At 64.5% G+C, this 22,643-nt stretch carries 22 protein-coding genes; 12 read left to right on the forward strand and 10 right to left on the reverse strand.

The genetic code is table 11. From position 1 onward, the window contains the following. Window positions 1-55 precede the first annotated feature (55 nt). Window positions 56-673 (reverse strand): hypothetical protein, encoded by a 618-nt coding sequence (locus tag EKH55_RS13880; protein WP_069459053.1) that lies wholly within the window; start codon window positions 671-673, stop codon window positions 56-58. Between the two features lie 244 nt (window positions 674-917). Here EKH55_RS13880 and EKH55_RS13885 point away from each other — a divergent pair, with 244 nt between their 5' ends. The 4 genes from EKH55_RS13885 to EKH55_RS13900 all read left to right on the forward strand — a co-directional run bounded on the left by EKH55_RS13885 (window position 918) and on the right by EKH55_RS13900 (window position 7,329). Then, a complete protein-coding gene (locus tag EKH55_RS13885) occupies window positions 918-1,871 on the forward strand; it encodes a nucleoside hydrolase (protein WP_151611617.1) in 954 nt (317 codons plus the stop codon). A gap of 60 nt (window positions 1,872-1,931) precedes the next feature. Further along, window positions 1,932-2,942: a ligase-associated DNA damage response exonuclease gene (locus EKH55_RS13890; protein ID WP_069459051.1), complete on the forward strand. Its 1,011-nt coding sequence runs from the start codon at window positions 1,932-1,934 to the stop codon at window positions 2,940-2,942. A gap of 3 nt (window positions 2,943-2,945) precedes the next feature. Beyond that, window positions 2,946-4,559, forward strand: coding sequence for a cisplatin damage response ATP-dependent DNA ligase (locus tag EKH55_RS13895; RefSeq protein ID WP_151611618.1), 1,614 nt, complete (start codon window positions 2,946-2,948; stop codon window positions 4,557-4,559). Between the two features lie 91 nt (window positions 4,560-4,650). Next, window positions 4,651-7,329: a bifunctional diguanylate cyclase/phosphodiesterase gene (locus EKH55_RS13900; RefSeq protein WP_069459301.1), complete on the forward strand. Its 2,679-nt coding sequence runs from the start codon at window positions 4,651-4,653 to the stop codon at window positions 7,327-7,329. Window positions 7,330-7,337: 8 nt separating this feature from the next. Here the strand turns inward: EKH55_RS13900 and EKH55_RS13905 are convergent, their stop codons facing one another. Next, window positions 7,338-7,544, reverse strand: a complete 207-nt coding sequence (locus EKH55_RS13905) for a hypothetical protein (protein WP_131820484.1) — start codon at window positions 7,542-7,544, stop codon at window positions 7,338-7,340. Here EKH55_RS13905 and EKH55_RS13910 point away from each other — a divergent pair. The 6 genes from EKH55_RS13910 to mnhG are packed head-to-tail and all read left to right on the forward strand — an operon-like array spanning window position 7,516 to window position 13,534. Further along, the gene (locus EKH55_RS13910) at window positions 7,516-10,440 is read left to right on the forward strand and encodes a monovalent cation/H+ antiporter subunit A (protein WP_427915845.1); all 2,925 of its coding nucleotides are present in this window, start codon (window positions 7,516-7,518) and stop codon (window positions 10,438-10,440) included. The two genes, EKH55_RS13905 and EKH55_RS13910, sit on opposite strands and share 29 nt — an antisense overlap. After that, a complete protein-coding gene (locus tag EKH55_RS13915; protein WP_151611620.1) occupies window positions 10,440-10,787 on the forward strand; it encodes a Na+/H+ antiporter subunit C in 348 nt (115 codons plus the stop codon). The genes EKH55_RS13910 and EKH55_RS13915 overlap by 1 nt, the downstream gene beginning before the upstream one ends. Further along, window positions 10,780-12,399: a monovalent cation/H+ antiporter subunit D gene (locus tag EKH55_RS13920; protein WP_069459047.1), complete on the forward strand. Its 1,620-nt coding sequence runs from the start codon at window positions 10,780-10,782 to the stop codon at window positions 12,397-12,399. The genes EKH55_RS13915 and EKH55_RS13920 overlap by 8 nt, the downstream gene beginning before the upstream one ends. Before the next feature lie 3 nt (window positions 12,400-12,402). Then, the gene (locus EKH55_RS13925; RefSeq protein WP_069459046.1) at window positions 12,403-12,888 is read left to right on the forward strand and encodes a Na+/H+ antiporter subunit E; all 486 of its coding nucleotides are present in this window, start codon (window positions 12,403-12,405) and stop codon (window positions 12,886-12,888) included. Beyond that, window positions 12,885-13,166, forward strand: coding sequence for a K+/H+ antiporter subunit F (locus EKH55_RS13930; protein WP_069459045.1), 282 nt, complete (start codon window positions 12,885-12,887; stop codon window positions 13,164-13,166). The genes EKH55_RS13925 and EKH55_RS13930 overlap by 4 nt, the downstream gene beginning before the upstream one ends. Beyond that, window positions 13,163-13,534: a monovalent cation/H(+) antiporter subunit G gene (gene mnhG / locus EKH55_RS13935; RefSeq protein WP_069459044.1), complete on the forward strand. Its 372-nt coding sequence runs from the start codon at window positions 13,163-13,165 to the stop codon at window positions 13,532-13,534. The genes EKH55_RS13930 and mnhG overlap by 4 nt, the downstream gene beginning before the upstream one ends. A 9-nt stretch (window positions 13,535-13,543) precedes the next feature. On the opposite strand, the gene EKH55_RS13940 is transcribed toward mnhG, so the two are convergent. Beyond that, window positions 13,544-14,356: an NAD(P)H-dependent oxidoreductase gene (locus EKH55_RS13940; protein WP_151611621.1), complete on the reverse strand. Its 813-nt coding sequence runs from the start codon at window positions 14,354-14,356 to the stop codon at window positions 13,544-13,546. A 92-nt stretch (window positions 14,357-14,448) separates the two neighbouring features. Between EKH55_RS13940 and EKH55_RS13945 the strand changes: the two genes are divergently transcribed. Then, window positions 14,449-15,375: a LysR family transcriptional regulator gene (locus tag EKH55_RS13945; protein WP_069459042.1), complete on the forward strand. Its 927-nt coding sequence runs from the start codon at window positions 14,449-14,451 to the stop codon at window positions 15,373-15,375. 51 nt (window positions 15,376-15,426) lie between these two features. Here the strand turns inward: EKH55_RS13945 and cobM are convergent, their stop codons facing one another. Beyond that, window positions 15,427-16,185 (reverse strand): precorrin-4 C(11)-methyltransferase, encoded by a 759-nt coding sequence (gene cobM / locus EKH55_RS13950; protein WP_151611622.1) that lies wholly within the window; start codon window positions 16,183-16,185, stop codon window positions 15,427-15,429. Window positions 16,186-16,211: 26 nt separating this feature from the next. After that, window positions 16,212-17,444, reverse strand: coding sequence for a bifunctional cobalt-precorrin-7 (C(5))-methyltransferase/cobalt-precorrin-6B (C(15))-methyltransferase (locus EKH55_RS13955; protein ID WP_069459040.1), 1,233 nt, complete (start codon window positions 17,442-17,444; stop codon window positions 16,212-16,214). Here EKH55_RS13955 and EKH55_RS13960 point away from each other — a divergent pair. Next, the gene (locus EKH55_RS13960) at window positions 17,422-18,222 is read left to right on the forward strand and encodes a cobalt-precorrin-6A reductase (RefSeq protein ID WP_069459300.1); all 801 of its coding nucleotides are present in this window, start codon (window positions 17,422-17,424) and stop codon (window positions 18,220-18,222) included. The genes EKH55_RS13955 and EKH55_RS13960 overlap by 23 nt on opposite strands. On the opposite strand, the gene EKH55_RS13965 is transcribed toward EKH55_RS13960, so the two are convergent. The 5 genes from EKH55_RS13965 to cobF all read right to left on the reverse strand — a co-directional run bounded on the left by EKH55_RS13965 (window position 18,186) and on the right by cobF (window position 22,602). Next, window positions 18,186-18,950 (reverse strand): precorrin-3B C(17)-methyltransferase, encoded by a 765-nt coding sequence (locus EKH55_RS13965; RefSeq protein ID WP_069459039.1) that lies wholly within the window; start codon window positions 18,948-18,950, stop codon window positions 18,186-18,188. The genes EKH55_RS13960 and EKH55_RS13965 overlap by 37 nt on opposite strands. Beyond that, window positions 18,947-19,717: a precorrin-2 C(20)-methyltransferase gene (locus tag EKH55_RS13970; RefSeq protein ID WP_069459038.1), complete on the reverse strand. Its 771-nt coding sequence runs from the start codon at window positions 19,715-19,717 to the stop codon at window positions 18,947-18,949. Before EKH55_RS13970 ends, EKH55_RS13965 begins: the two co-directional genes overlap by 4 nt. Beyond that, window positions 19,714-20,346 (reverse strand): precorrin-8X methylmutase, encoded by a 633-nt coding sequence (locus EKH55_RS13975; protein ID WP_069459037.1) that lies wholly within the window; start codon window positions 20,344-20,346, stop codon window positions 19,714-19,716. Before EKH55_RS13975 ends, EKH55_RS13970 begins: the two co-directional genes overlap by 4 nt. 2 nt (window positions 20,347-20,348) lie before the next feature. After that, the gene (cobG, locus tag EKH55_RS13980) at window positions 20,349-21,695 is read right to left on the reverse strand and encodes a precorrin-3B synthase (protein WP_069459036.1); all 1,347 of its coding nucleotides are present in this window, start codon (window positions 21,693-21,695) and stop codon (window positions 20,349-20,351) included. A 136-nt stretch (window positions 21,696-21,831) separates the two neighbouring features. After that, complete coding sequence (gene cobF / locus EKH55_RS13985; RefSeq protein WP_151611623.1) at window positions 21,832-22,602, reverse strand: precorrin-6A synthase (deacetylating); 771 nt, start codon at window positions 22,600-22,602, stop codon at window positions 21,832-21,834. Window positions 22,603-22,643 lie beyond the last annotated feature (41 nt).

A 22,643-nucleotide genomic window follows, 5' to 3' on the forward strand; every position in this document is an offset into this window, starting at 1 on the left:
GCCGCGCGAGCGGCGGGCTTTCCAAAGATTCCGGGGTTTCGGGTGATGCGATGGGCTAGTGGCTCCCATGCGCGGCGCTCTCGCTCGCCTGCGCAATCTCAGTTCCCTCGGACTCGAGGCACAGCGAGCGATCGTCCATTTTGGCCATCATGCTTCGGACATCGTCGAGTTCGAGATCGACCACATTGCCGTGAAACATGCCGATCCGATTGGCCTTCCCGTCGTTATAGGAGGCACGGAACGGTTCATCCATGCCGATGACGCTTCGCGGCCCGGGGGCAAAAAGCACCTCCGCACCGATCGCCGCGCCGCGCACCGCCGCGCGCTCCTCCGGACCGGCAGCATCCAGCACCACCACTTGGTAGAGATCCGCCTTTTCCCTGTTTGCCAACGCCCCGACGACGCGCAGCGCCGTTCGGACGCGATCCGGGCCGCTTGCCCTGTCCGTCTTCACATGCATGCGGATCCAGCGCTGGCCATGGTGATCGAGCTTCACTGTCCTGAGCGTCGTGCAGGCAAGGCCCGAGAGTGAGGGTTGCCCGAGGTGCGACATGAGCCGGTCGCCGCCGACATAAACGGCAGCGGCGCCGGAAGCGGCGGAAACGGCAAAGGCCGCGGACAGCATAAGCACAAGGCGCTTCGAAGGACGCAATTTACTCAGGATAACCTTCACGCTCGGCTCCGCGCTCGTCGTAAGGATTGCAGGGAATACCAGTGGATTCCTGCAAGGATAAGCGACGCACCCTTTCGGAAAGTTTAAGCACCGCCAACGGGCGGATCGCAGCCGCTTGAGTATCCTCATTCTCGGAAGGGCCGCGCCGCAGGCGATTGACTTTCGCCCGCACCTTGTCCATTGCCGCCCGCACGCAACAACAGGCAATGAGGCGGGGAACCCGCCGGAAAGAACAGGCGACATCATGCACAAGGTCATCTTCGATACGGATCCGGGCGTCGACGACGCGATGGCCCTTCTCTTCCTGCACCGGCACCCGAACATCGATCTCATCGGCATCACCTCTGTCTTCGGCAACGCCTCTATCGAGACGACCACGCGCAACGCACTTTTTCTGAAGCAAGCCTGGGGCATCGCCGCGCCGGTCGCCCGCGGCCTCGGAGAAACATTCGATCCGAGCCGGCCGCATGCCGATTGGCCGACGGGTATCCATGGCCATGACGGGCTCGGCAATATCGACGTGCCAAAGGGGATCGATCTGCCGCTCGATCCCCGCCCGGCCCACCAATTCATCATCGACACCGTGCGCGCCAATCCCGGCGAAGTGACGCTCGTGGCGGTCGGCCGCATGACCAATCTGGCGCGGGCGGTCCGCAACGACCCTGACATCGCGCTCCTGGTCAAGGAGGTCGTCATCATGGGCGGAGCCTTCGACGTGCCCGGCAACATCACGCCGGCGGCCGAAGCCAATATCCACGGTGACCCGGAGGCCGCGGACATGGTGATGACGGCGCCCTGGCCGGTGACCGTCGTCGGACTCGACGTAACCTCGCAGACGGTGATGACGCGCGCCGTCCTCGCCGACATTGCCGAGCGCGGCGGCACGGCGGCACGGCTGCTCGCCGATATCTCGCGCTTCTACATCACCTTCTACGAGCAGCATGTCGACGACGGCATGGTCGTGCACGACAGCTGCGCCTGCGCCTATGTCGTCGCACCGGAACTCTTCGAAACCCGCAGCGGCGCCATCCGCGTTCTTTGCGGCGGCATCGCCGATGGGCAGACGATCCAGAAGCCGGATGGACGTCTCTTCCCGCCGAATGCCTGGGACGGACTGCCGAGCCAGCGGGCCTGCATCGGCATCGATGCCGAAGCCGTCCTCAAGCTTATCGGTGAAACGCTGGCGAAGGTCCGTTGACGCCAAAAAACTTGCCTTGGATAGCTGGCAGGCGGGCGTCGGCCGGCTATCTTTATCCGCATGAAGCCGGAGATTTTGCTCTATCCCGCCCCGAAGGGGCTCTATTGCGAAAAGGGAAACTTCTACATCGACCCGGTGCAGCCGGTCGAAAGGGCGCTGATCACCCACGGCCATTCCGATCATGCCCGCGCCGGCCATGGCCATGTGCTTGCGACACGCGAGACGCTCGACATCATGCGGCTGCGCTATGGCGACGGCTTTTGCGGCGCGAGCGAGATTGCGCGCCTCGGAGAAACAATTGTCATCGACGGCGTGCGCTTGCGCTTCCATCCGGCCGGCCATGTGCTCGGATCGGCGCAGGTCTCGATTGAAGCGAATGGAACGCGGATCGTCGTCTCCGGCGATTACAAGCGCCGGCCGGATCCGACCTGCCTCAGTTTCGAGCCCGTCCCCTGCGACGTCTTCATCACCGAAGCGACCTTCGGCCTGCCGGTCTTCCACCACCCGGACGACAGGGCGGAAGTTGCCCGGCTGCTTCAGTCGCTGAGGCAATTCCCCGAGCGTGCCCATCTGGTCGGCGCCTATGCGCTCGGCAAGGCGCAGCGCGTCATCGCCCTCCTTCGCCGGCAGGGCTATGATGCCCCGATCCACATCCATGGCGCGCTCTCAAAACTGTGCGAGTACTACCAGCGCGAAGGTATCGATCTCGGCGAGATCCGCCACGCCACGGTCGAGGGCGAGAATCGGCCGGACCTCGCCGGCGCGATCATCGTCGGCCCTCCCTCGGCCTTCTCCGATCGCTGGGCGCGGCGCTTCGCCGAGCCGCTCGCCGCCTTTGCATCCGGCTGGATGCTTATTCGCCAGCGAGCGAAGCAGCGCGGCGTCGAACTGCCGCTCGTCATCTCCGATCATTGCGACTGGGCGGAACTGACGCAGACCATACGGGAGATCGCGCCAGGCGAGGTCTGGGTGACGCACGGCCGCGAAGAGGCCCTGGTGCGCTGGTGCGAGTTGGAGGGTATCCCGGCACGCCCGCTGCACCTCGTCGGCTACGAAGACGAAGGGGAGTGAGCGATGAGGGCCTTCGCCGAACTCCTCAACCGCCTCGTGCTGACGCCGCAGCGAAACGCAAAGATCCGGCTGCTCGTCGATTATTTCCGTACCACCCGGGACCCGAGCCGCGGTTATGCGCTGGCGGCAATCGCCGGCACGCTTTCGCTCCACGCCGTGAAGCCGGCCCTGATCCGGGACCTCCTGCTCGAGCGCATGGACAAAGTCCTGTTCCACTACTCCTATGATTATGTGGGCGATCTCGCCGAGACGGTTTCGCTGGCCTGGGAACCACCGGCCGACGTCGTACCGGCGGACATTCCCCTGGGAGAGATCGTCGAACGCCTCCAGAGGACGGGACGCACCGAAGTGCGCTCGCTCGTGCGCGACACGCTGGACCAGCTCGATGCTTCCGGCCGTCTCGCCTTCTTGAAGCTCGTCACCGGCGGGTTGCGCATCGGCGTCTCGGCGCGGCTCGCCAAACAGGCGCTGGCCGCCATGGGTGGCAAGGATGTCGGCGAGATAGAGAGGCTCTGGCACGGCCTGGCACCGCCCTATCTGCCCCTCTTCCTCTGGCTCAGTGGAGAGGGTGAGATGCCTGTGCTCAAGACGCCCGCCGTGTTTCACTCGGTGATGCTGGCGACGCCGGTCGCCGAGCGCGAACTCGAGGGACTCGATCCCGCCGATTTCGCGGCCGAATGGAAATGGGATGGCATCCGAGTGCAGCTTGCCAACAGCGGTGGCGTGCGACGCCTCTATTCGCGCAGCGGCGATGAGATCTCGGGCGCCTTTCCGGAAATCCTCGATGCCGCCGACTTCGCCGGCGTAATCGACGGCGAGTTGCTGATCGGCGGGACCGCGCGTAGCAACCGCGCGACGGGCGGCTTCGCCGACCTGCAGCAGCGCCTGAACCGCAAGACCGTCAGCCGCAGGCTGCTTGCGGACTTTCCGGCCTTCATCCGCGGCTACGACATCCTGTTTTCCGGCGAGCAGGACATCCGGCCCGAGCCCTTTCATGTCCGCCGCGAAGCTCTGTCCGCCATGATCGACTCTTCCTCGCCGCAACATTTCGACCTCTCTCCGCTGGTCCCCTTTTCCAGTTGGGAGGAACTGGACCGCCTGCGCTCGAGCCCGCCGGATCCGGTGATCGAAGGCGTCATGCTGAAGCGGCTCGATTCCGCCTACCTGGCCGGCCGCGTCAAAGGCCCCTGGTTCAAGTGGAAGCGCGAACCTTTCAATATCGACGCGGTGCTGATGTATGCGCAACGCGGCCACGGCAAACGTTCCAGCTACTATTCCGATTTCACGTTCGGTGTCTGGACGGGAGGGGAAGACGGAACGGCGCTCGTTCCAGTCGGCAAGGCGTATTTCGGCTTCACCGACGCCGAACTCGAAATCCTCGATCGCTTCGTGCGCGACAACACTGTCGAGCGATTCGGTCCTGTTCGCGCCGTGCGGGCAGAACCCGACGCCGGATTCGTCGTCGAAGTCGCCTTCGAAGGCATCAACCGTTCCACGCGCCACAAATCGGGCGTCGCCATGCGCTTTCCACGCATCTCCCGCCTGCGGCCCGACAAGCTGCCGCGCGACGCCGACCGTCTGGAAACCCTGCAGGCGATGATCGCCGCAAGGGCATGATCCTATTTCAGCTACGACGCATGAAGAATTGTTAAGGAGAATCTGGAATCATCGCTGCGACCATGTGCGTGCGCGTCTGCTGGGTAGTCTTGTGCCAGATAACAACATCCACAACGTCGGAAAGTCCCGGCTTTCGCGATTCCTGACCCCGAATTACCTCCCGGCGGCTATCGCTACCATTGTCGTGATAGTTGCCGGGATCTTTGCCGACCATCAAAACCGGGTCATTTCGGAAGCGCGCACGCGCTCGCTCGTTGCCGACGAACTGGCGCCGATCCATTCAAAGCTCGAGAACAGCATTAACGGCAACATCCAACTCGTCCGCGGTCTGATCGGCACGATCGCCACCGAACCGGAGATGCAGCAGCAACGCTTTGCCGAACTCGCGCAAAGCATCTTCACCGAGCGCTCACAGCTGCGCAACCTAGCGGCCGCCCCGGATCTGGTCGTATCGATGGTCTATCCGGTCGAAGGCAACGAAAAGGCCGTTGGCCTCGATTATCGCAACAATGAAAAGCAGCGTGCGGGCGCGTTGCGGGTGATGGAGACGAGAAAGCTCGTGCTCGCCGGCCCCGTCGAGCTCGTGCAGGGCGGACAGGGTTTGATCGGCCGTTTTCCGGTGATAACCGGTGAGGGAAAGCGCTTCTGGGGCCTTGTCTCGGCCGTCATCGATATCGATCAGCTCTATCGCGACAGCGGCCTGGTTTCGCCCGATCTCGACATCGATATAGCCATCGCCGGTCGCGACGGGCTGGGGCGCCATGGTTCCGTCTTCTTCGGAGATGCGACGATCTTCCGGAAAACGCCGGTCGAGATAGATGTTGCTCTGCCGGGCGGCTCCTGGCGCATCGCGGCGGTTCCGAAGGGCGGATGGCCGGCGACGCCGCAAAATGCCTGGACGGTTCGCCTGCTGATCCTGCTCGGTGGCCTGACGATCGTCGGTCCGATGATCATGACCGGCCGCCTGACGACGGAGCGCCAGGAAAATATCCGGGCGCTGAAGCGCAGCAAGGATCTGCTCCAAGAATTGTCTCACCGCTTGAAGATCGCGCTCGACGCGTCGAAGATCGGCATTTGGGAGGTGGATATCGACAGCGGCAGGCTGCTCTGGGACAGCCGGATGAAGGAGCTCTACGGCGTTCGATCGCATGTGGGCACGACGACCGCCGACTGGGAAGAGAGATTGCACCCGGACGATCGCGCACGTGCCGAAGCGGAGTTCGCCGAAGCGGTCGCCACGGGTGGAGCCTATAATTCCGAATTCCGCGTCGTCCTCCCCAGCGGCCGGATTCGCCATATCCGCGCCATCGGCTCCACCTATCTCGCCGAAAGCGGCACACGCAAGATCGTCGGCGTCAACTGGGACGTAACGGCCGATATCGAAACGCGGGCGCGGCTTTCGGAAGCCAAGCGCCTTGCAGAGGCGCACAGCGCCGAGCTGGAGGCCGCGCGCCACCGCATGGAATTCAATGCGCTTCACGATCCACTCACCGGATTGCCCAATCGGCGCTTCCTCGACCAGATCCTGGCGGATCGCAGCATGCAGTTCGATCCCGGGGCAAAACTCAGCATCTTTCACATCGATCTCGACCGCTTCAAGCAAATCAACGACACGCTCGGCCATGCCGCCGGCGACGAGATCCTCAGGCATGCCGCCGCGCTGCTGCAGGAAAATGCGCGCGAGGGCGACTTCGTCGGACGAATCGGCGGGGATGAATTCGTCATCATCCGTGCAAGCGACAGTCCGGACGATGATGCCGCACTGGCCTCACGGATTATCGAGGCGATGAGCACACCGGTGCGCTACAAGGACCAGGAATGCCGCATCGGCGTCAGCATCGGCATCGCTGCCCAGGCCGCCGCCGCGGACGAACTCTCCCAGGTTTTGGTCAACGCCGATATCGCGCTTTACGAGGCCAAGCGCCGCGGCCGCAATCGCCACGAAACCTTCACGGGTGCACTCAAGACCGAGGTTTTCAAGACCAAACAGACCGCCGACGAAATCCTTCGCGCTCTCGAGCAGAACGAATTCGTCGCGCATTTCCAGCCGCAATTCTGTCCGAAGTCGCTGGAGGTGATCGGCGTAGAGGCGCTGGCGCGCTGGGACCATCCGACCAAAGGGCTCATCGGTCCGCATGCCTTTTTGAAGACGGCCGAGGACATCAACGTGGTCGCGGCAATCGATCAGACGATCCTGGAGCAGGCGCTCTTCCAGATCTGCCGGTGGGAGGCGAATGGTGTCCGCATACCGAAGGTCTCCGTGAATCTCTCCTATTCGCGCCTGAGCGACGAGCGGCTGATCGAGCGGCTGGAACAGATGCACATTCCCGAAGGACGGCTTTCCTTCGAACTGCTCGAATCGATATCCTTCGACGAGAACGACCTGACGGTGCTGTCGAATATCCGGCGCATAAAGGAGCTCGGCATCGACATCGAGATCGACGATTTCGGCACCGGCTATGCCTCCATCGTCAGCCTTTTGAAGTTGACGCCACGCCGGCTCAAGATCGACCGGCAACTGATCTTGCCGATCCGCGAGTCGGTCCAGCAGCGGCGCCTGGTGGAATCGATCATCGACATTGGCACGTCGCTCGGCATCGAGGTGATCGCCGAGGGCGTGGAAACGCTGGAGCATGCCGCCATTCTCGAGGAACTCGGCTGCCACGGCCTCCAAGGGTATGCCTTCGCGCGGCCCATGGGTGCGAACGATCTTGCCACCTTCGTCTTCGAGCGGCGATGGCGTGCCGATGAGCGCAAGCTGGGGGCTTGAAGCCGGCGCTACAGGCGCCGGCTATTTCTCTCCGGCGGGCTGCGCAGCCGACTGAAAAAAGCCATAAAAACATATGCGTTTGCCGATCGGACGACGGTCCGGGCATTGCCTTCGTCGGCCGCTTCGGCGACGATGTTATCGCGCACCAGGACCCAATCCCAAACACAGGCAGTCAGGAGTCGAACGATCGAATACGCGGAGAAATTGCTTTTCATCTTTCTTCTCGCCCCTTTCGGGGGGAGTCTCCTCGTACTCTTCTTCCCGTCCGATCAACGCGGCGCCACGGCCTGGTTCGCCGGCGCCATTGCGCTCGTCTGTTTTCTGCTGGCGGCTGGTCTCTACCCTTTGGTCACCGCGGGCGGCGTGCTTCGTTTCGAACTCGATTGGATCCCAGAGCTCGGTCTGAACCTCACATTGCGCATGGACGGCTTCGCCTGGCTTTTTGCGACGCTGATCACCGCCATCGGCGTTCTCGTCGTGCTTTATGCACGCTATTACATGGCGGCCGAAGACCCCGTCCCCCGCTTCTTCTCGCTGTTCCTCGCCTTCATGGGCTCGATGCTTGGCGTCGTGCTTTCCGGCAACCTGATCCTGCTCGCCGTCTTCTGGGAATTGACGAGCATCGTTTCCTTCCTGCTGATCGGCTATTGGCACCACAACGCCCATGCGCGCGACGGCGCCCGCATCGCACTGACGATGACCGCGATGGGCGGCCTCTCCATGCTGATCGGCCTGCTGCTCATCGGATGCGTGGTCGGCAGCTACGAGCTCGATGCGGTGCTCGCCTCCGGCAATGCGATCCGCAATGATCCGCTATACCTGCCGATCCTGATCCTCATCCTCTTCGGCGCGCTGACGAAGAGCGCACAGTTCCCGTTTCATTTTTGGCTGCCGCACGCCATGGCCGCGCCGACACCGGTTTCCGCCTACCTGCACTCGGCAACCATGGTGAAGGCCGGCGTCTTTCTGCTTGCGCGGCTCTGGCCGGTCATGGCAGGCACGGAAGCCTGGTTTTGGATCGTCGGCCTTGCGGGCCTGTCGACGCTGTTGCTCGGCGCCTATTTCGCCATCTTCCAGCAGGATCTGAAGGGCCTGCTTGCCTATTCGACCATCAGCCATCTCGGGCTGATCACCGTACTGCTCAGCCTCGGCAGCCCGATCGCGGCGGTCGCCGCCGTCTTCCACATCGTCAATCATGCCACCTTCAAGGCGTCCTTGTTCATGGCGGCCGGCATCATCGACCATGAGACCGGCACGCGCGACATGCGCAGGCTGAGCGGCCTCTTCCGCTACATGCCGATCACGGCGACGCTCGCCATGGTCGCCAGCGCCGCAATGGCCGGCGTGCCGTTGCTGAACGGCTTCCTGTCGAAGGAGATGTTCTTCGCCGAGGCGATCGAGACGCATCTCGTCAATACGCTCGATACGGCGACGCCCTATGTCGCGACGATTGCGGGCATGTTCGCCGTTACCTACTCGCTGCGCTTCATCCACAGCGTCTTCTTTGGTGATCCGCCTGCGGATCTGCCGAAGAAGCCGCACGAGCCACCGCGCTGGATGCGGGCACCGATCGAGTTCCTGGTGCTCGCCTGCCTGGTCGTCGGCATTCTTCCTGGCCGAACGATCGGTCCTTTCCTGCACACGGCCGTCGTTTCGATCCTCGGGGACAGGACGCCGGACTACAGCCTGGCCGTCTGGCACGGCTGGAACGTCCCGCTGATCATGAGTTTCGTGGCGCTTTCGGGCGGCGTCGGTCTTTACTTCCTGATGCGCTCCTATCTCGCAACCGGGATCGAGGGGCCGCCGGTCTTCCGGCTGCTCGAAGGACAGCGCATATTCGAGCGCGTGCTGGTGACGCTTTCATGGAAATGGGCGCGCTGGCTCGAACAGAGGTTTGGTACACGGCGGCTGCAACCGCAGATGTTGCTCCTCGTTTTTCTCGCGGTCTCGGCGGCCGCATTCCCGCTTTTCCTCCGCGGTTTCGAGTTGCCGCCCCTGATGATACGCGGCATCGACCCGGCCTTCGCCCTGCTCTGGGGGATCGGCATTGCCTGCGCCGTCGGCGCGGCCTACCAGGCAAAATTCCACCGCCTGTTCGCGCTCGTGCTGCTCGGCGGTGCTGGGCTCATCACCTGCGTCACCTTCGTCTGGCTCTCCGCACCGGACCTGGCGGTTACCCAGCTTCTCGTCGAGATCGTCACGACCGTGCTCATCCTGCTCGGATTGCGTTGGCTGCCGAAACGGATCCAGGAACCGGAGTCGGAGGATATTCCACTTAAGGTTCGCTTCCGGCGTCTGCGCGACTTTCTGCTTGCGCTTGCCGCCGGCGGCGGGATGAGCCTCATCGCCTATCGCGTGATGACGCAGCCCGCATCCGAGTCCATCGCCAGTTACTTCCTCGAGCGCGCCTATAGCGAAGGCGGCGGCACCAATGTCGTCAACGTCATCCTGGTCGACTTCCGCGGCTTCGACACGCTGGGCGAAATCGCCGTTCTCTGTATCGTCGCACTGACGGTCTTCGCGCTGCTCCTGCGTTTCCGCCCGCACTTGGACAACCAGGATATCCCGCTGCAGCAACGGGTGCAGAACGCCTTTGACGACGACCATCCGGATCGAAGCGCCGGCGACAGCATAGCCGAATACCTCCACATTCCCTCCGCGATCATGCGCTGGATGTTCCCGGTCATCGGAATGCTCGCCGCCTATCTCTTCCTGCGGGGTCACGACCTGCCGGGCGGCGGCTTTGCCGCGGGGATCGCCCTGTCGATCGGCTTTCTCCTGCAATACATGTCCGGCGGCACGCGCTGGGTCGAGGAGCGGCTGCGCATCCATCCGCTCCGCTGGATGAGCATCGGCCTCCTGGTCGCGGCCGGCACCGGCATCGGCTCCTGGGTGTTCGGCTATCCGTTCCTGACGTCGCATTCGCAATATGCGACGCTTCCGATCATCGGCAAGGTGCCGCTGGCGAGCGCCATCCTTTTTGACCTGGGTGTCTTTTCGCTCGTACTCGGCGCCACGGTGCTGATGCTCATCGCGCTGGCACACCAGTCCGTCCGCGCACCGCGCGCCCATGCGAGACCCGCGCGCACCGCGAGGGAGGCGGCCCAGTAATGGAACTCATCCTCTCCGCCGGCATCGGAGCACTGACCGCGTCAGGCGTCTATCTGCTGTTGCGACCGCGAACCTATCAGGTCATCATCGGGCTTTCGCTACTTTCCTACGCGGTCAATCTCTTCATCTTCGGCATGGGGCGGCTGCGGGTGAATGCCCCGCCCATTCTCGACCCGGGCGGCGTCGGCGATCTGGCACGCTACACGGATCCCGTGCCGCAGGCGCTGGTGCTGACCGCTATCGTCATCGGCTTTGCCATGACCGCCCTGTTTCTCGTGGTGATTCTCGCCTCGCGCGGCTTCACCGGCACCGACCACGTCGACGGCAGGGAGCAGCGCGGTGACTGAGTGGCTGCACCATCTGTCGATCCTGCCAATTCTCGCGCCGCTCGCGGTTGCGGCCGCGTTGGTCCCGATCAATGAGCGCGAGCGGACCCTCAAAGGTTCCATCGGCATTGTCTCGACATTCGTCGTCTTCATCGTGGCGATGATCCTCATGCGCCTTGCGGCAGCGGGCGAAGACAGCCTGCCGGGCTCCGGCGTCTACCAGCCCGGCAACTGGCCGGCGCCCTTCGGCATCGTTCTCGTTGTCGATCGGCTCTCGGCGCTCATGTTGTGCCTGACGAGCGGCCTTGCGCTAGCCGCCCAGGTCTATTCCATGGCGCGCTGGCATACGGCCGGACATCACTTCCATTCCCTCATCCAGCTTCTGCTGGCCGGCCTCAACGGCGCTTTCCTGACAGGCGACCTCTTCAATCTCTTCGTTTTCTTCGAAATGATGCTCGCAGCGTCCTACGGTCTCCTGCTGCACGGCTCCGGCCCGCTGCGGGTGAAGGCGGGATTGCACTACATCGCCATCAATCTTGCCGCCTCCTCGCTTTTCCTGATCGGCGTCAGCCTGATCTACGGCACCACCGGCACGCTCAACATGGCCGATCTCGCGACGAAGCTCCCAGCGCTGACCCCCGAAAGCAGGATGCTCGTCGAAACAGGCGCCGCCCTTCTCGGCATCGCATTCCTGGTAAAAGCGGGCATGTGGCCGCTTGGCTTCTGGCTGCCGACAGCCTATGCCGCGGCAACGCCACCCGCCGCCGCCATTTTCGCCATACTGACGAAGGTCGGGATCTACGTCATCCTCCGTTTGCACCTGCTCGTCTTCGGCGCCGCGGCGGGCGCCTCGGCCGGCTTCGGCCAGAGTTGGCTGCTTGCGGGCGGCGTGGCGACGATCGCCTTCGGCGCCATCGGCGTGCTGGCATCGCAGGCGATGGGCCGACTCGCCGGCTATTCCGTCCTCGTCTCCTCCGGCACGTTGCTTGCCGCCATCGGGCTCGGGCGTGAGGAGATGCTGGCCGGCGCGCTCTTCTACCTCGTCAGTTCGACGCTGACCATCGCCGCCTTCTTCCTGCTGATCGAGCTCGTCGAGCGCGGCCGCGATGCCGCAGCCGACGTTCTGGCGGTGACGATGGAGGCCTATGGCGATTTCGATGAGGACGAGGAGGAAGAGGAAGCGGGCGTCGCCATTCCCCGCACCATGGCCGTGCTCGGCCTCTGCTTCTCGCTCTGTGCCGTGCTCTTGTCCGGCCTGCCGCCGCTTTCCGGGTTCGTCGCCAAATTCGCACTCCTCCAGGGCCTCTTCGGAATGCCGGCGGCGGACCCGGCAAGAGCCCTCTCGGCCGCCGACTGGACCTATGTAACGCTAATCATACTCTCCGGGCTCGCAGCCATGATCGCCATGAACCGCATCGGCATCCGCACCTTCTGGGCCTCGATCGAAGGCACCATCCCGCGCGTCGTCATCATCGAGATCACGCCCGTCCTGGTCCTGCTTGCCGCCTGCCTCTTCCTGAGCTTCCATCCGGCCCCTGCCATGCGTTACATGCAGGAGACGGTCGGCGACCTTCTTACCCCGGGCCTCTACAAAGAGCGGGTCCTTTCCGCACCCAGGGCCGGAGACCGATAGCCGATGCGCGCCTGGTTTCCCTACCCGCTGCTGTCGACCGCGCTTCTCCTCATGTGGCTGTTGCTGAACCAATCTGTGGCACCGGGAACGATTCTCGTCGGTATTATCCTCAGTACGATTCTCGCCTGGGTATTGCTGAAGCTGCAGCCGCCGCGGTCGCATCTGCGCCGCCTCGGCCATTTCGCAAGCTTCGCTCTTCACGTCATCGCCGATATTGCCCGCTCGAATATCGCAGTGGCACGCATCATCCTGCGATCGCGGCGGCAGCCGGTGAAATCCGGCTTCATCTCCGTCGATCTGGATATCGAGGACGAGAACGCGCTGGCGCTGCTTGCCTGTATCCTGACGGCGACGCCGGGCACGGCCTGGCTGGAACACGATCGGCGCGAGAAGAAGCTGCTCTTCCACATCCTCGACATGGACAACGCCTATGCTTGGCGGCAAACGCTTGCGCGCTACGAGGCATCGCTGAAGGAGATATTCCGATGACGGAGCTGGCAATCCTCTGGTCCATCCTGCTCGCCCAGGTCATGCTCGCGCTCGCCATGGCCTTCGCCCTCTACCGGATCATCAAGGGGCCACACGCCCAGGACCGCGTCCTCGGCCTGGACACGCTCTACATCAATGCCATGCTGATGCTCGTTGCCTTTGGCGTTCGCACGGCCAACACGGTCTATTTCGAGACGGCACTCATCATCGCGCTGCTCGGTTTCGTTTCGTCGATCGCCTTCGCGAAATTTCTCATGCGCGGGGAGATTATCGAATGAGCCACCTCACCGATCTGCCTGCCTGGGCGGCGATTGCCGTCTGCGGTCTTTTGCTCCTCGGCGCGGCAATGACGCTGATCGGCTCGATCGGCCTGTTGCGCCTTCCGACCTTCTACGACCGCCTGCACGCGCCGACGATCACGACGAGCGGCGGCACGATTCTCGTTTGCTTCGCCTCGATGCTCTGCTTCGCGGTGCTGCAGAGCCGCTGGATATTCCACGAAGCGCTGATCATCGTCTTCATCACGGTGACCACGCCCGTGACGCTGATGCTGCTTGGCCAGGCCTCCCTTTACCGCCACCGCTTCGAGAAGCCGCAGGACGTTCCCCGGAAGCCAAGGCCGATATCTCCACCGGATGCGCAATAGCCGTCCGAGCTACTCGCCGGCCTGACGAAGCGCCTCTCGCGAATCGTCCAGATGGAGCGCGAAGCCGGTCGCAGCCGCATCGGTCAGTCCGGGACGGAGCTGCATGGTTGGGATCAGATAGTCTCCCCCATTCTGCTGCCGATAGGGAATGGGCGGGGTGGTCGCGAGCGTCCTCATCCGCTCGCGCAGGCGCTCGGCCAAGACGTCGAAACCTGCCTTATCGAGACGATCGACGCGATAGGCGACGAAGGGGGGAAGCACGTCATAGCCGGGATAATAGAGGATGCCGTGATTGATGGGGAACAGCAGGTCTTCGATCGGCCCGTTGACCCCACGGGCGGAATAGTGCTCCTCCCAGCCGCCAGCCGTCACGATCAGCATCGCGCGCTTGCCAGCCAAGGTCCCTTCGCCGTAGCGGTCGCCCCAGCGCTTGTCGCTATGTTCGCCGACGCCATAGGCAAAGCCGTAGGCGAAGACCCGGTCGACCCAGCCCTTGAGGATCGCCGGCATGGTGAACCACCAGAGCGGGAACTGGAGGATCAGAACGTCGGCCCATAGAAGCTTCTCGATCTCTGCGCTGACATCTTCGGTCAGTGCCTTCGCATGAAAGGCCTCCTTCGAGGCCGCGACCGGTATGAGTCGCGCGTCTGGCGCCAGCAGCGGAAAATCGGCGCGATCGACCTCCGATTTCCATCCGTCGGCATAGAGGTCCGACATCCGCACCTCGTGTCCTTGGGCTTCGAGATCCTTGAGCGCGACGTCGCGGAGCGCCGCGTTTAGCGAGCGCGGATCGGGATGGGCAAAGACAAGCAGTACTTTCATGGGGCAGTCTCCTGGTGACAGTTGTTCGATCTAGGTAGCCAGCATTCGAATAATCCGCTACCTGTCGAGAATGCATATTATTGTGCCGAAAAATGGATAAATCAGACATCACGCTTGAGCGCATGCGCACGTTCGTCCGCGTCGCCGAACGCGGAAGCTTGTCGGCGGTTGCGCGCGAACTCGGGATCGGCCAGTCGACCGTCACGCGGCATTTGCGCGAGCTCGAGGAAGCGATCGGCGTGCCCTTGCTCAGCAGGACCACGCGGCGGGTCACGATGACCGATGAAGGCAGCCGCTATTATGCCAACAGCGTCGAGATCCTGCGCCTCGTGGAGCAGGCCGCCGAACAGGCACGGGGCACGGGCGGTGCGACGGCTGGCACGATCCGGATTTCCTGTACGGCCGCTTTCGGCGTCCTGCATGTCAGCCGGCTGATCTTCGCCTTTCAGGACCGCTACCCGGATATCGGCGCTGACCTCAGCCTCACAGACGAACGCGTCGACCTGGTGCGGGAGGGTGTCGATATCGCACTTCGCCTGGGTCCGCTCGCTGACAGTTCCATGAAACTCAGGGCTCTTGGCCGAAGCCGGCGTCTACTGGTGGCGGCGCCGGCCTATCTGGCGGATCGAGGCAGGCCGCTTCTGCCGCAGCACCTTTCTCGGCACGAAGGCATTCGGATGTCCAACGTCGCGGGCAGCGATACGCTGGCCTTGCGGGGACCGGATGGCCAGCATCATATGGTGCCCTTCGGAGGACGACTGCGAGTCGATCATGGGCTCGCCGCACGGGAAGCGCTCGTCGCCGGGCGCGGCATCGCGCCCGCGCATCATTGGCTCGTCGGCGATCTACTGGCCGCGGGTCGGCTCGAGGCTGTCCTACCCGCCTATTCACTGCCGCCTGTACCGCTGAGCATGCTGATCGTTCCGGAACGAGCGGGCATCGCTCGGGTCCGGCTTCTGGTCGAGTTTCTCGCCGAGCAGATTGGCGATATCCCGGGAATCCAGCAGACCAGGGTCTAGCCGGCGCGCCTCACCCTTTTGCGGACGCATTACGCATCCTGATCCCCGCCTTCATTCGCGCCCGCGGAAGCGGCGCTGGTAGGCCGGATCGTAGAGCGAACTCTCGCGGAAATCCAATGCCTCGAGCCCCGGTCCGACGAAGATCAGCGCGGTGCGCTCGATCGGCTCGGCAGCAACCTTGGCGGCGATATCGCCGAGCGTGCCGCGCAGGACTCGTTCATCCGGCCAGGAGGCCTTGACGATGATCGCTACCGGGCAATCGGCGCCATAGAGCGGCCTCAATTCGTCGACGACGCGGTCGAGCGCGTGGATCGCGAGATGGATCGCCAGCGTCGAACCGGTGGCACCGAAGCCCGCCAGCGTCTCACGCGTCGGCATTGGCGAGGCGCGGCCTGAGACGCGCGTCAGGACAAGGCTTTGAGCAATCTCCGGGATCGTCAGCTCGCGGCCGAGCGCTGCTGCAGCGGCGGCAAAGGACGGCACGCCGGGCGTCATGCTATAGGCAATGTCGTGCTTTTGAAGCCGCCGGATCTGCTCGGCAACCGCGCTCCACACCGAGAGATCGCCCGAATGCAGCCGCGCGACATCCTCGCCGGCCGATGCGGCGCGAACATATTCCGCCTCGATTTCGTCGAGGGACATCGGCGCCGTATCGACGATGCGCGCACCGGGAGGGCAATATTGCAGGAGCTCCGGCGAAACGATCGAACCGGCATAGAGGCACACGGGGCAACGGGCGATCAGATCCCTGCCCCGGACCGTGATGAGGTCCGCCGCGCCCGGACCGGCGCCGATGAAATGAACGGTCATGATCTATTCCTCTTGAACTATTCTGCTCAGGTCCTGGTCCACGACCATTGCGTGACGGGCATCGCCGGCCGCCACCCCGTCATGGTCCCCACCGGCGAGGCGCGCGCGACATCGACGCGGATCAGCGATCCGCCAAGCCGCGCGTGATGTGCGAGAAGCACCGCTTCCATTTCCGTCGTCACCGCATTGGCGACGAGCCTGCCGCCGGGCGGAAGCGCAGCGATCGCCGTACCCATAACTCCCGGCTCGCTGCCGCCGCCGCCGATGAAGATCGCATCGGGCTCCGGCAGATCCCGCAGCGCCCCCGGCGCCTGGCCTTCGACGACGAGAAGCCCCGGTACGCCGAAGCTTGCGGCGTTGCGGCCGATCCGCGCCGCCCGCTCCGGCGATGCCTCGATGGCGATTGCCCGCATGGCCGGGTCGCTCAGCATCCATTCAATGGAGACCGATCCGGAGCCGGCGCCGATATCCCAGAGAAGCTCGCCCCTGCGCGGGGCAAGCGCCGAAAGCGTCAGCGCCCGCACCTCGCGCTTGGTGATCTGGCCGTCATGCTCGAACAGGGCGTCGTCGCGACCGCAGGCGAGCGGCAGCACGCGCGCGCAAGCCGCGCCAATCACTTCGATCGCGCAGAGATTCAGGGAATGAATGTCCTCGAGCGCGAAATCGGCGGCGACCTGCCGCGAAATCCGCTCACGCGCGCCTCCCAGCGCTTCCAGCACGACAATCCGGGACTGGCCCAATCCGCTTTCGGTAAGGAGCTCGGCAAGCGCCCGCGGGCCACTTCCGTCCGATGTCAGCGCCAGCACCCGGGCCCCGGGCTGCAGATGCGGCCGGACGAGGTCGAGCGGGCGGCCGTGCAGCGACACGGTCGTGACGTCCTGCAGAGCCCAGCCGAGGCGCGATGCAGCCAGGCTGAAGGCCGAGGGTGCCGGAATTGTTCGGATCTCGCTCGGGTCGACGCGCCGGGCAAGCGTTGCTCCAACGCCGTAGAGAAATGGATCCCCCGAGGCAAGCACGACGACGGGGCTGCCGCGCCGCGCCACGATCGCCTCGACCGATCTTTCAAAGGGGCTCTGCCAGACCTGGCATTCGCCCTTGATCAGCGATGCCGCGAGCTCCAGATGGCGGGCGCCGCCGAAAACGACCGGCGCCGTCGCAATGGCCTGCTTGGCCCGGTCGCCGAGACCGGTTACACCATCCTCGCCGATACCGATAATAGTAATCCAGGGAGCGGCCATGGCCGAGACGCTATTCGACATGTCAGCCACGGGCAGACCTCGCATTCTGATCCTTGGTGGAACCACCGAAGCGCGGCAGCTTGCCGAGCGTCTCGCGGACAATGGGCGCTACGCGGCAGCAATCTCGCTTGCCGGGCGCACGGCCGACCCCCGCCCGCAACCGCTGCCGACGCGCATCGGCGGCTTCGGCGGCGCGGAAGGGCTCGCCGCCTGGCTGATGTCCGAAGAGATTTCCCTGCTCGTCGACGCGACCCATCCCTTTGCCGCCCGCATCTCGCACAATGCCGCCACGGCAGCGGAGGCAAGCGGGACGCCGATTCTTGCGCTGTGCCGCCCTGCCTGGATAGCAGTGCCCGGCGATCGCTGGACTCAAGTGCAGAGCATTCCCGAGGCGGTGGCCGCGCTCGGCGATGTTCCGCGCCGCGTCTTCCTGGCGATCGGCCGGCAAGAGGCGTTCCATTTCGAAAAGGCTCCGCAGCACAGCTATGTCCTGCGCAGCGTCGACCCCGTCACGCCGCCGCTCGACCTGCCGGACGTGACGCCGATTCTCGCCAGCGGCCCCTTTGCGGAAGCAAAGGAGGTGAAGCTCTTCCGTGATCAAGAAATCGACGTCGTCGTCGCCAAGAACAGCGGCGGCGGCGCGACCTACGGCAAAATCGCCGCCGCCCGCACGCTCGGGCTCGAAGTGGTGATGGTCGAGCGCCACGCGCCCGCCGATGTGCCCGCAGTAAGCACGTGCGACGAGGCGCTCGAACGCATCCATCAATGGCTTTCCCCTAAAAAGGATCGGGGCGTGTAGACGAGATCCGGCCTGCCTTCGCGGGCGATCATCCGGGTCTCGGGCGATCCGATGATCACGCAGGTCGCCATGTCGGCGCGGTTTGCATCGGCCTCGCCGAGTGGCATGACCGTGATGCGCTCGTCCGGCCGGCCGGCAGCCCGGCCGAAAATGACCGGCACGCTGGCCGGTAGCACATTGCGCAGGACCTCGAAAGCCTCGCCGAGTTGCCAGGGACGCGCCTTGCTGATCGGGTTATAGAGGGCGATCACCAGCCCTGCCTCGGCGGTGAGCCTCAAACGCCGGGTGATGACGTCCCAGGGTTTCAGGTTGTCCGACAGCGACATGGCGCAGAAGTCATGACCGAGCGGCGCGCCGATGCGCGCGGCCACCGCGAGCATTGCCGTCACACCCGGCGTGACCACGAGATCGACCTGTCGCCACTCCGGTGGGCCTTTGTCGACCGCCTCGCAGACCGCGGCCGCCATGGCGAAGATACCAGGATCGCCGCCGGAGACGACGCAGACATTCGCACCGGCGGCCGCGCGCGCGAGCGCGGCCTGGGCCCGGTCGAGCTCCTCGCGATTGTCGGAGGCAATGCGGACCTGGTCGGAGCGAAGGTCCAACCGATCCAGATATGGTCCGTAGCCGAAGAACTCGGTCGCAGCCGCGATCGCTTCCCGCGTTTCCGGCGTCATCTGTGACGGCTTACCGGGACCGGTGCCGACGATGAAGAGTTTGCCGCTCATGCCCTTGCCTCCTGGACAGTCTCGATCGAGCAGGGCTTGTCCTTCCAACCGGGCACGAGCACCAGCGAGAAATAGGGTGCCGCGTCGTCCGGCTTCTCGTTAAGCGGGATCATTGCCGCGTTTTTCATCGTGCCGCGCTCGACATAGACGGCGGCCTTCAGTCGACCTGCGGCCGCAAGGGCGCGACGGATCTTCGGCAGGTTGCGACCGACTTTCATGATGACGGCCGCTTCAGTGTCCGCAAGACGGCGCTGGAGCTCGGCCTCGCCCATTGTGCCGGGAAGCACTGAGAGGACGTCGTCACCCTGTACCAGCGGCAGGCCGGCCAGCGACCAGCAACCCGACATGGCGGTTATGCCGGGAATGACTTCGACCGGAAAGCGGTCGGCAAGCCGCACATGCAAGTGCATATAGGAACCGTAGAAGAGCGGGTCGCCCTCGCTCAGCACGGCGACGGTCCGCCCTGCCCGCAGATGCAACGCGACCGCTTCCGCGGAGGCATTGTAGAAAGCGGTGATCTGGCCCTTATACGCCGCGTCGTCCTTGTCGATCTCGGTCGTCACCGGGTAATAGAGCGGCAACTCGACGAGATTCGGCTTCAGCAGCCCCTCGACCACGGCGCGGCCATTGCCGCTGCGCCCGGCCTTGGCGAAATAGGCGACGACGTCTGCCTCGCCGAGCGCCCGCACTGCCTTCACGGTCAGGAGCTCCGGATCGCCCGGTCCGGTGCCGACACCTATGAGCCTGCCTGCACCCACCCCGCTCACAGACCCGGCCTCGCGAGTGCGTTGAGTGCGGCCGCCGTCATCGCGCTACCGCCGAGGCGGCCACGAACGATGGCAAAGGGCACGCCGTAAGAGTTCTCGGCAAGCGCATCCTTCGATTCCGCCGCGCCGACGAAGCCGACCGGCATTCCGAGGATCGCGGCCGGCTTGGGTGCGCCGTCGCTGAGCAGTTCGAGCAGATAGAACAGCGCCGTCGGCGCATTGCCGATGGCGACCACCGAGCCGGCCATCCGCTCGCGCCAGAGTTTCAGCGCCGCCGCCGAGCGCGTGTTGCCAATTCCGGCCGCAAGCTCTGGCGTGCGCGGATCGCGCAACGTGCAGATGACGTCATTGCCAGCCGGCAGGCGGGCCCTCGTTACGCCATGCGCCACCATTTCCGCGTCGCAGAAGATCGGCGCGCCATTTTTCAACGCCGTGCGCGCGGCGGAAACGAAGTCCGGCGAGAAGACGAATTGGCGCGCCGCCTCGACAGAGCCGCAAGCATGCACCATGCGGACTGCGAGATCCGCTTCCTCTTCCGAAAAGCCGGAAAGATCGGCCTCGGCGCGAATGATCGCAAAGGAACGCTCATAAATGGCGTTGCCATCGCGGATATAATCATAATCAGGCATTGCTATCCCTGTTCAAACGCTGCGGCGATCGGCCCGCTCCCGAGCCGTGTAAGACAGGAGCGTGCCGATTCGCCAGCGCCTTTGTTCTCCCGCACCAGCCCATTGAGACGCGCCAGCGCCGACCCTATTCCATTTTCATTCGTGTAGGCGCTCGGCGCGACGGAAGCCGTACCATTTACGACAAGCGCATATCCTGATGGCGCACCGACGAGTGTCAACGGAGAGGCCGTCGGCCTCGCGCACCCCTTGGCACAGCCCGACAGGTGGACCGCGAGCGAGCCGTCGAGCAGGTCGCCGCCCGCCTCCGCCAAGAGCCTTGCCACCGCTTTCGTGTCCATCAGCGCAGAGGCGCAGGCGCGGCCGGCGCAGGCGGCGATATGGTTGCGCGGATCATCGGGCGAGACCAGCAGGCCCTGGGTGGACGCCAGGCCTTGCACACGGGTTGCCGCTTCACGGGACAGACCAAGCACCAGCAAGCCATGCCGCGGCGAAAGCCGTATCTCCGTCGCGCCCATCTCCTCCGCCCCGTTCATCAAAGCGATGAGTGTGCTCGCCTCCGCCTGCCCATAGGCAAGACCGAGGCCGAGCACGATGCGGCCGTCGCCGAAGTCGTGGATGCCCGCCGGCAGCCAGGGCGCATGCCCGTCGAGCACCGCCGTCGATGCCGCATCGGGCAGGCGCTGCCGGATGCGATCAGCGTCGAGATCGCGGCCCCGCGCGCTTGGTCCAAGGGAGTTCAGTTCCGCGAGGACCTCCATGACCGCAGGAAGGCTCTGCTCGGATGCGAGCAGAGCGACCGGACGCGCCGAGCGGACCGTGCCGCCGACCGACAGCCGCCAGCGGCCGCCACCCTCTCCGTCGAGTGCGTCGAGCCGCAGGTCGCCGGAAACCTCCTTTAAATGGAAGCGCCCGCCGCCATCGACGACGATCGACAATTTCGGCGCGAGCGCCAGCGCCGGCTGGTGATTGGCGATCGCCGCGCGCAATTGAGCGCCAAGCGGCCGTGGATCGGCGATTTCCTCCGGATCGAAACCGGCAAGCGGCGGCATCTCCAGCGTGACGCCGTCGGAAATCGCAATCCCGGCTTCGGCAATAGCCGAGGCGAGCGGCGCAACGGCCAAGGCCGTCAGCCCGCGAATTTGCAGGTTGCCGCGGGCCGTCACCTCGATGAGGCCATTGCCGAAGCGCCCCGCGAGCGTCGCGATCTTGCGCATATCCGTCGGCGCGAGCGAGCCGGCGGGACGCAGGCGCACCAGCAGACCGTCGCCGGTCTGCATCGGGCTTGCCAGCGACGGACATGCGCCGCGGCGCAGCGAGGGGTTCGGCTTGGTCACGGCATAGTTCGTCATCGCTCCAGTCAATCTCCCCCCGAGGCTGCGCCCCGGCATCTCCGCCATTGTGCCTTTGATCGACCCTATATCACAGGCCCGCGCCTTGAGAGAGATCAAACGCGCGGCAATAGCGACCCCCGCGCGCGCTGCCTCGTCAGTCGTCGAAATCGGCGCCCCTGCGCAGGAGATAGATATCCATGATCCAGCCCATACGCTCCCGCGCCTCCGCGCGCGTCCTCAGGATTTCATCCTTTACCTCATCAAGGCGCCCGGAGATGACGATCTCGTCCGGAGTGCCGAGATAGGCGCCCCAATAGATTTCCGCCTCAGGGTCCTCGATCTTGTGGAACGCCTGTTCCCCGTCGAGCATCACCGCCGCCGTCGCGGTTTTCTCCGGAAAACTCTCGACAAGCTGGCGGCCGGTGGTGATCTCGACCGGTTTTCCGACGAGGTTGAGGGGAATGCGGTGGCTGGCGCAGAGCGCCTGCAGACTGGTGATGCCCGGAATGACATCGAAACCGAATGGGACACGTCCCCGCATCCGCACCCGTTCGACGATGCGGATCGTGCTGTCGTAGAGCATGGGATCGCCCCAGACGAGGAAAGCGCCGATCTGCCCCTCCGAGAGTTCGCGTTCGAGCAGTTCCTCATAGGTCACCGCGATGCTGGCATGCCACTCGTCGACGCTTTCCGTGTAACTCCGCCCTTCGGTGCGGCGCACCGGCACGGCGAACTCGACCGTGCGGCTGTCAGGCCGGGTGACATAGAGGGCGCAAATATCGCGGCGCACTTCGGCAAGCTCCGCCTTCTTCGCGCCCTTGGTGGGGATGAAGAGCACGTCGGCCCGGTTCAGCGCATTGATCGCCTGGACGGTGATGTGTTCGGGATTGCCCGCGCCGATACCGATGATCAGGATATGCCGCATGCCGTCTCTCCCGCTTGTACGCCCGTCGGTCTTTGGCGGAT

It is taken from the genome of Sinorhizobium alkalisoli, from assembly GCF_008932245.1.
GTDB lineage: Bacteria > Pseudomonadota > Alphaproteobacteria > Rhizobiales > Rhizobiaceae > Sinorhizobium > Sinorhizobium alkalisoli.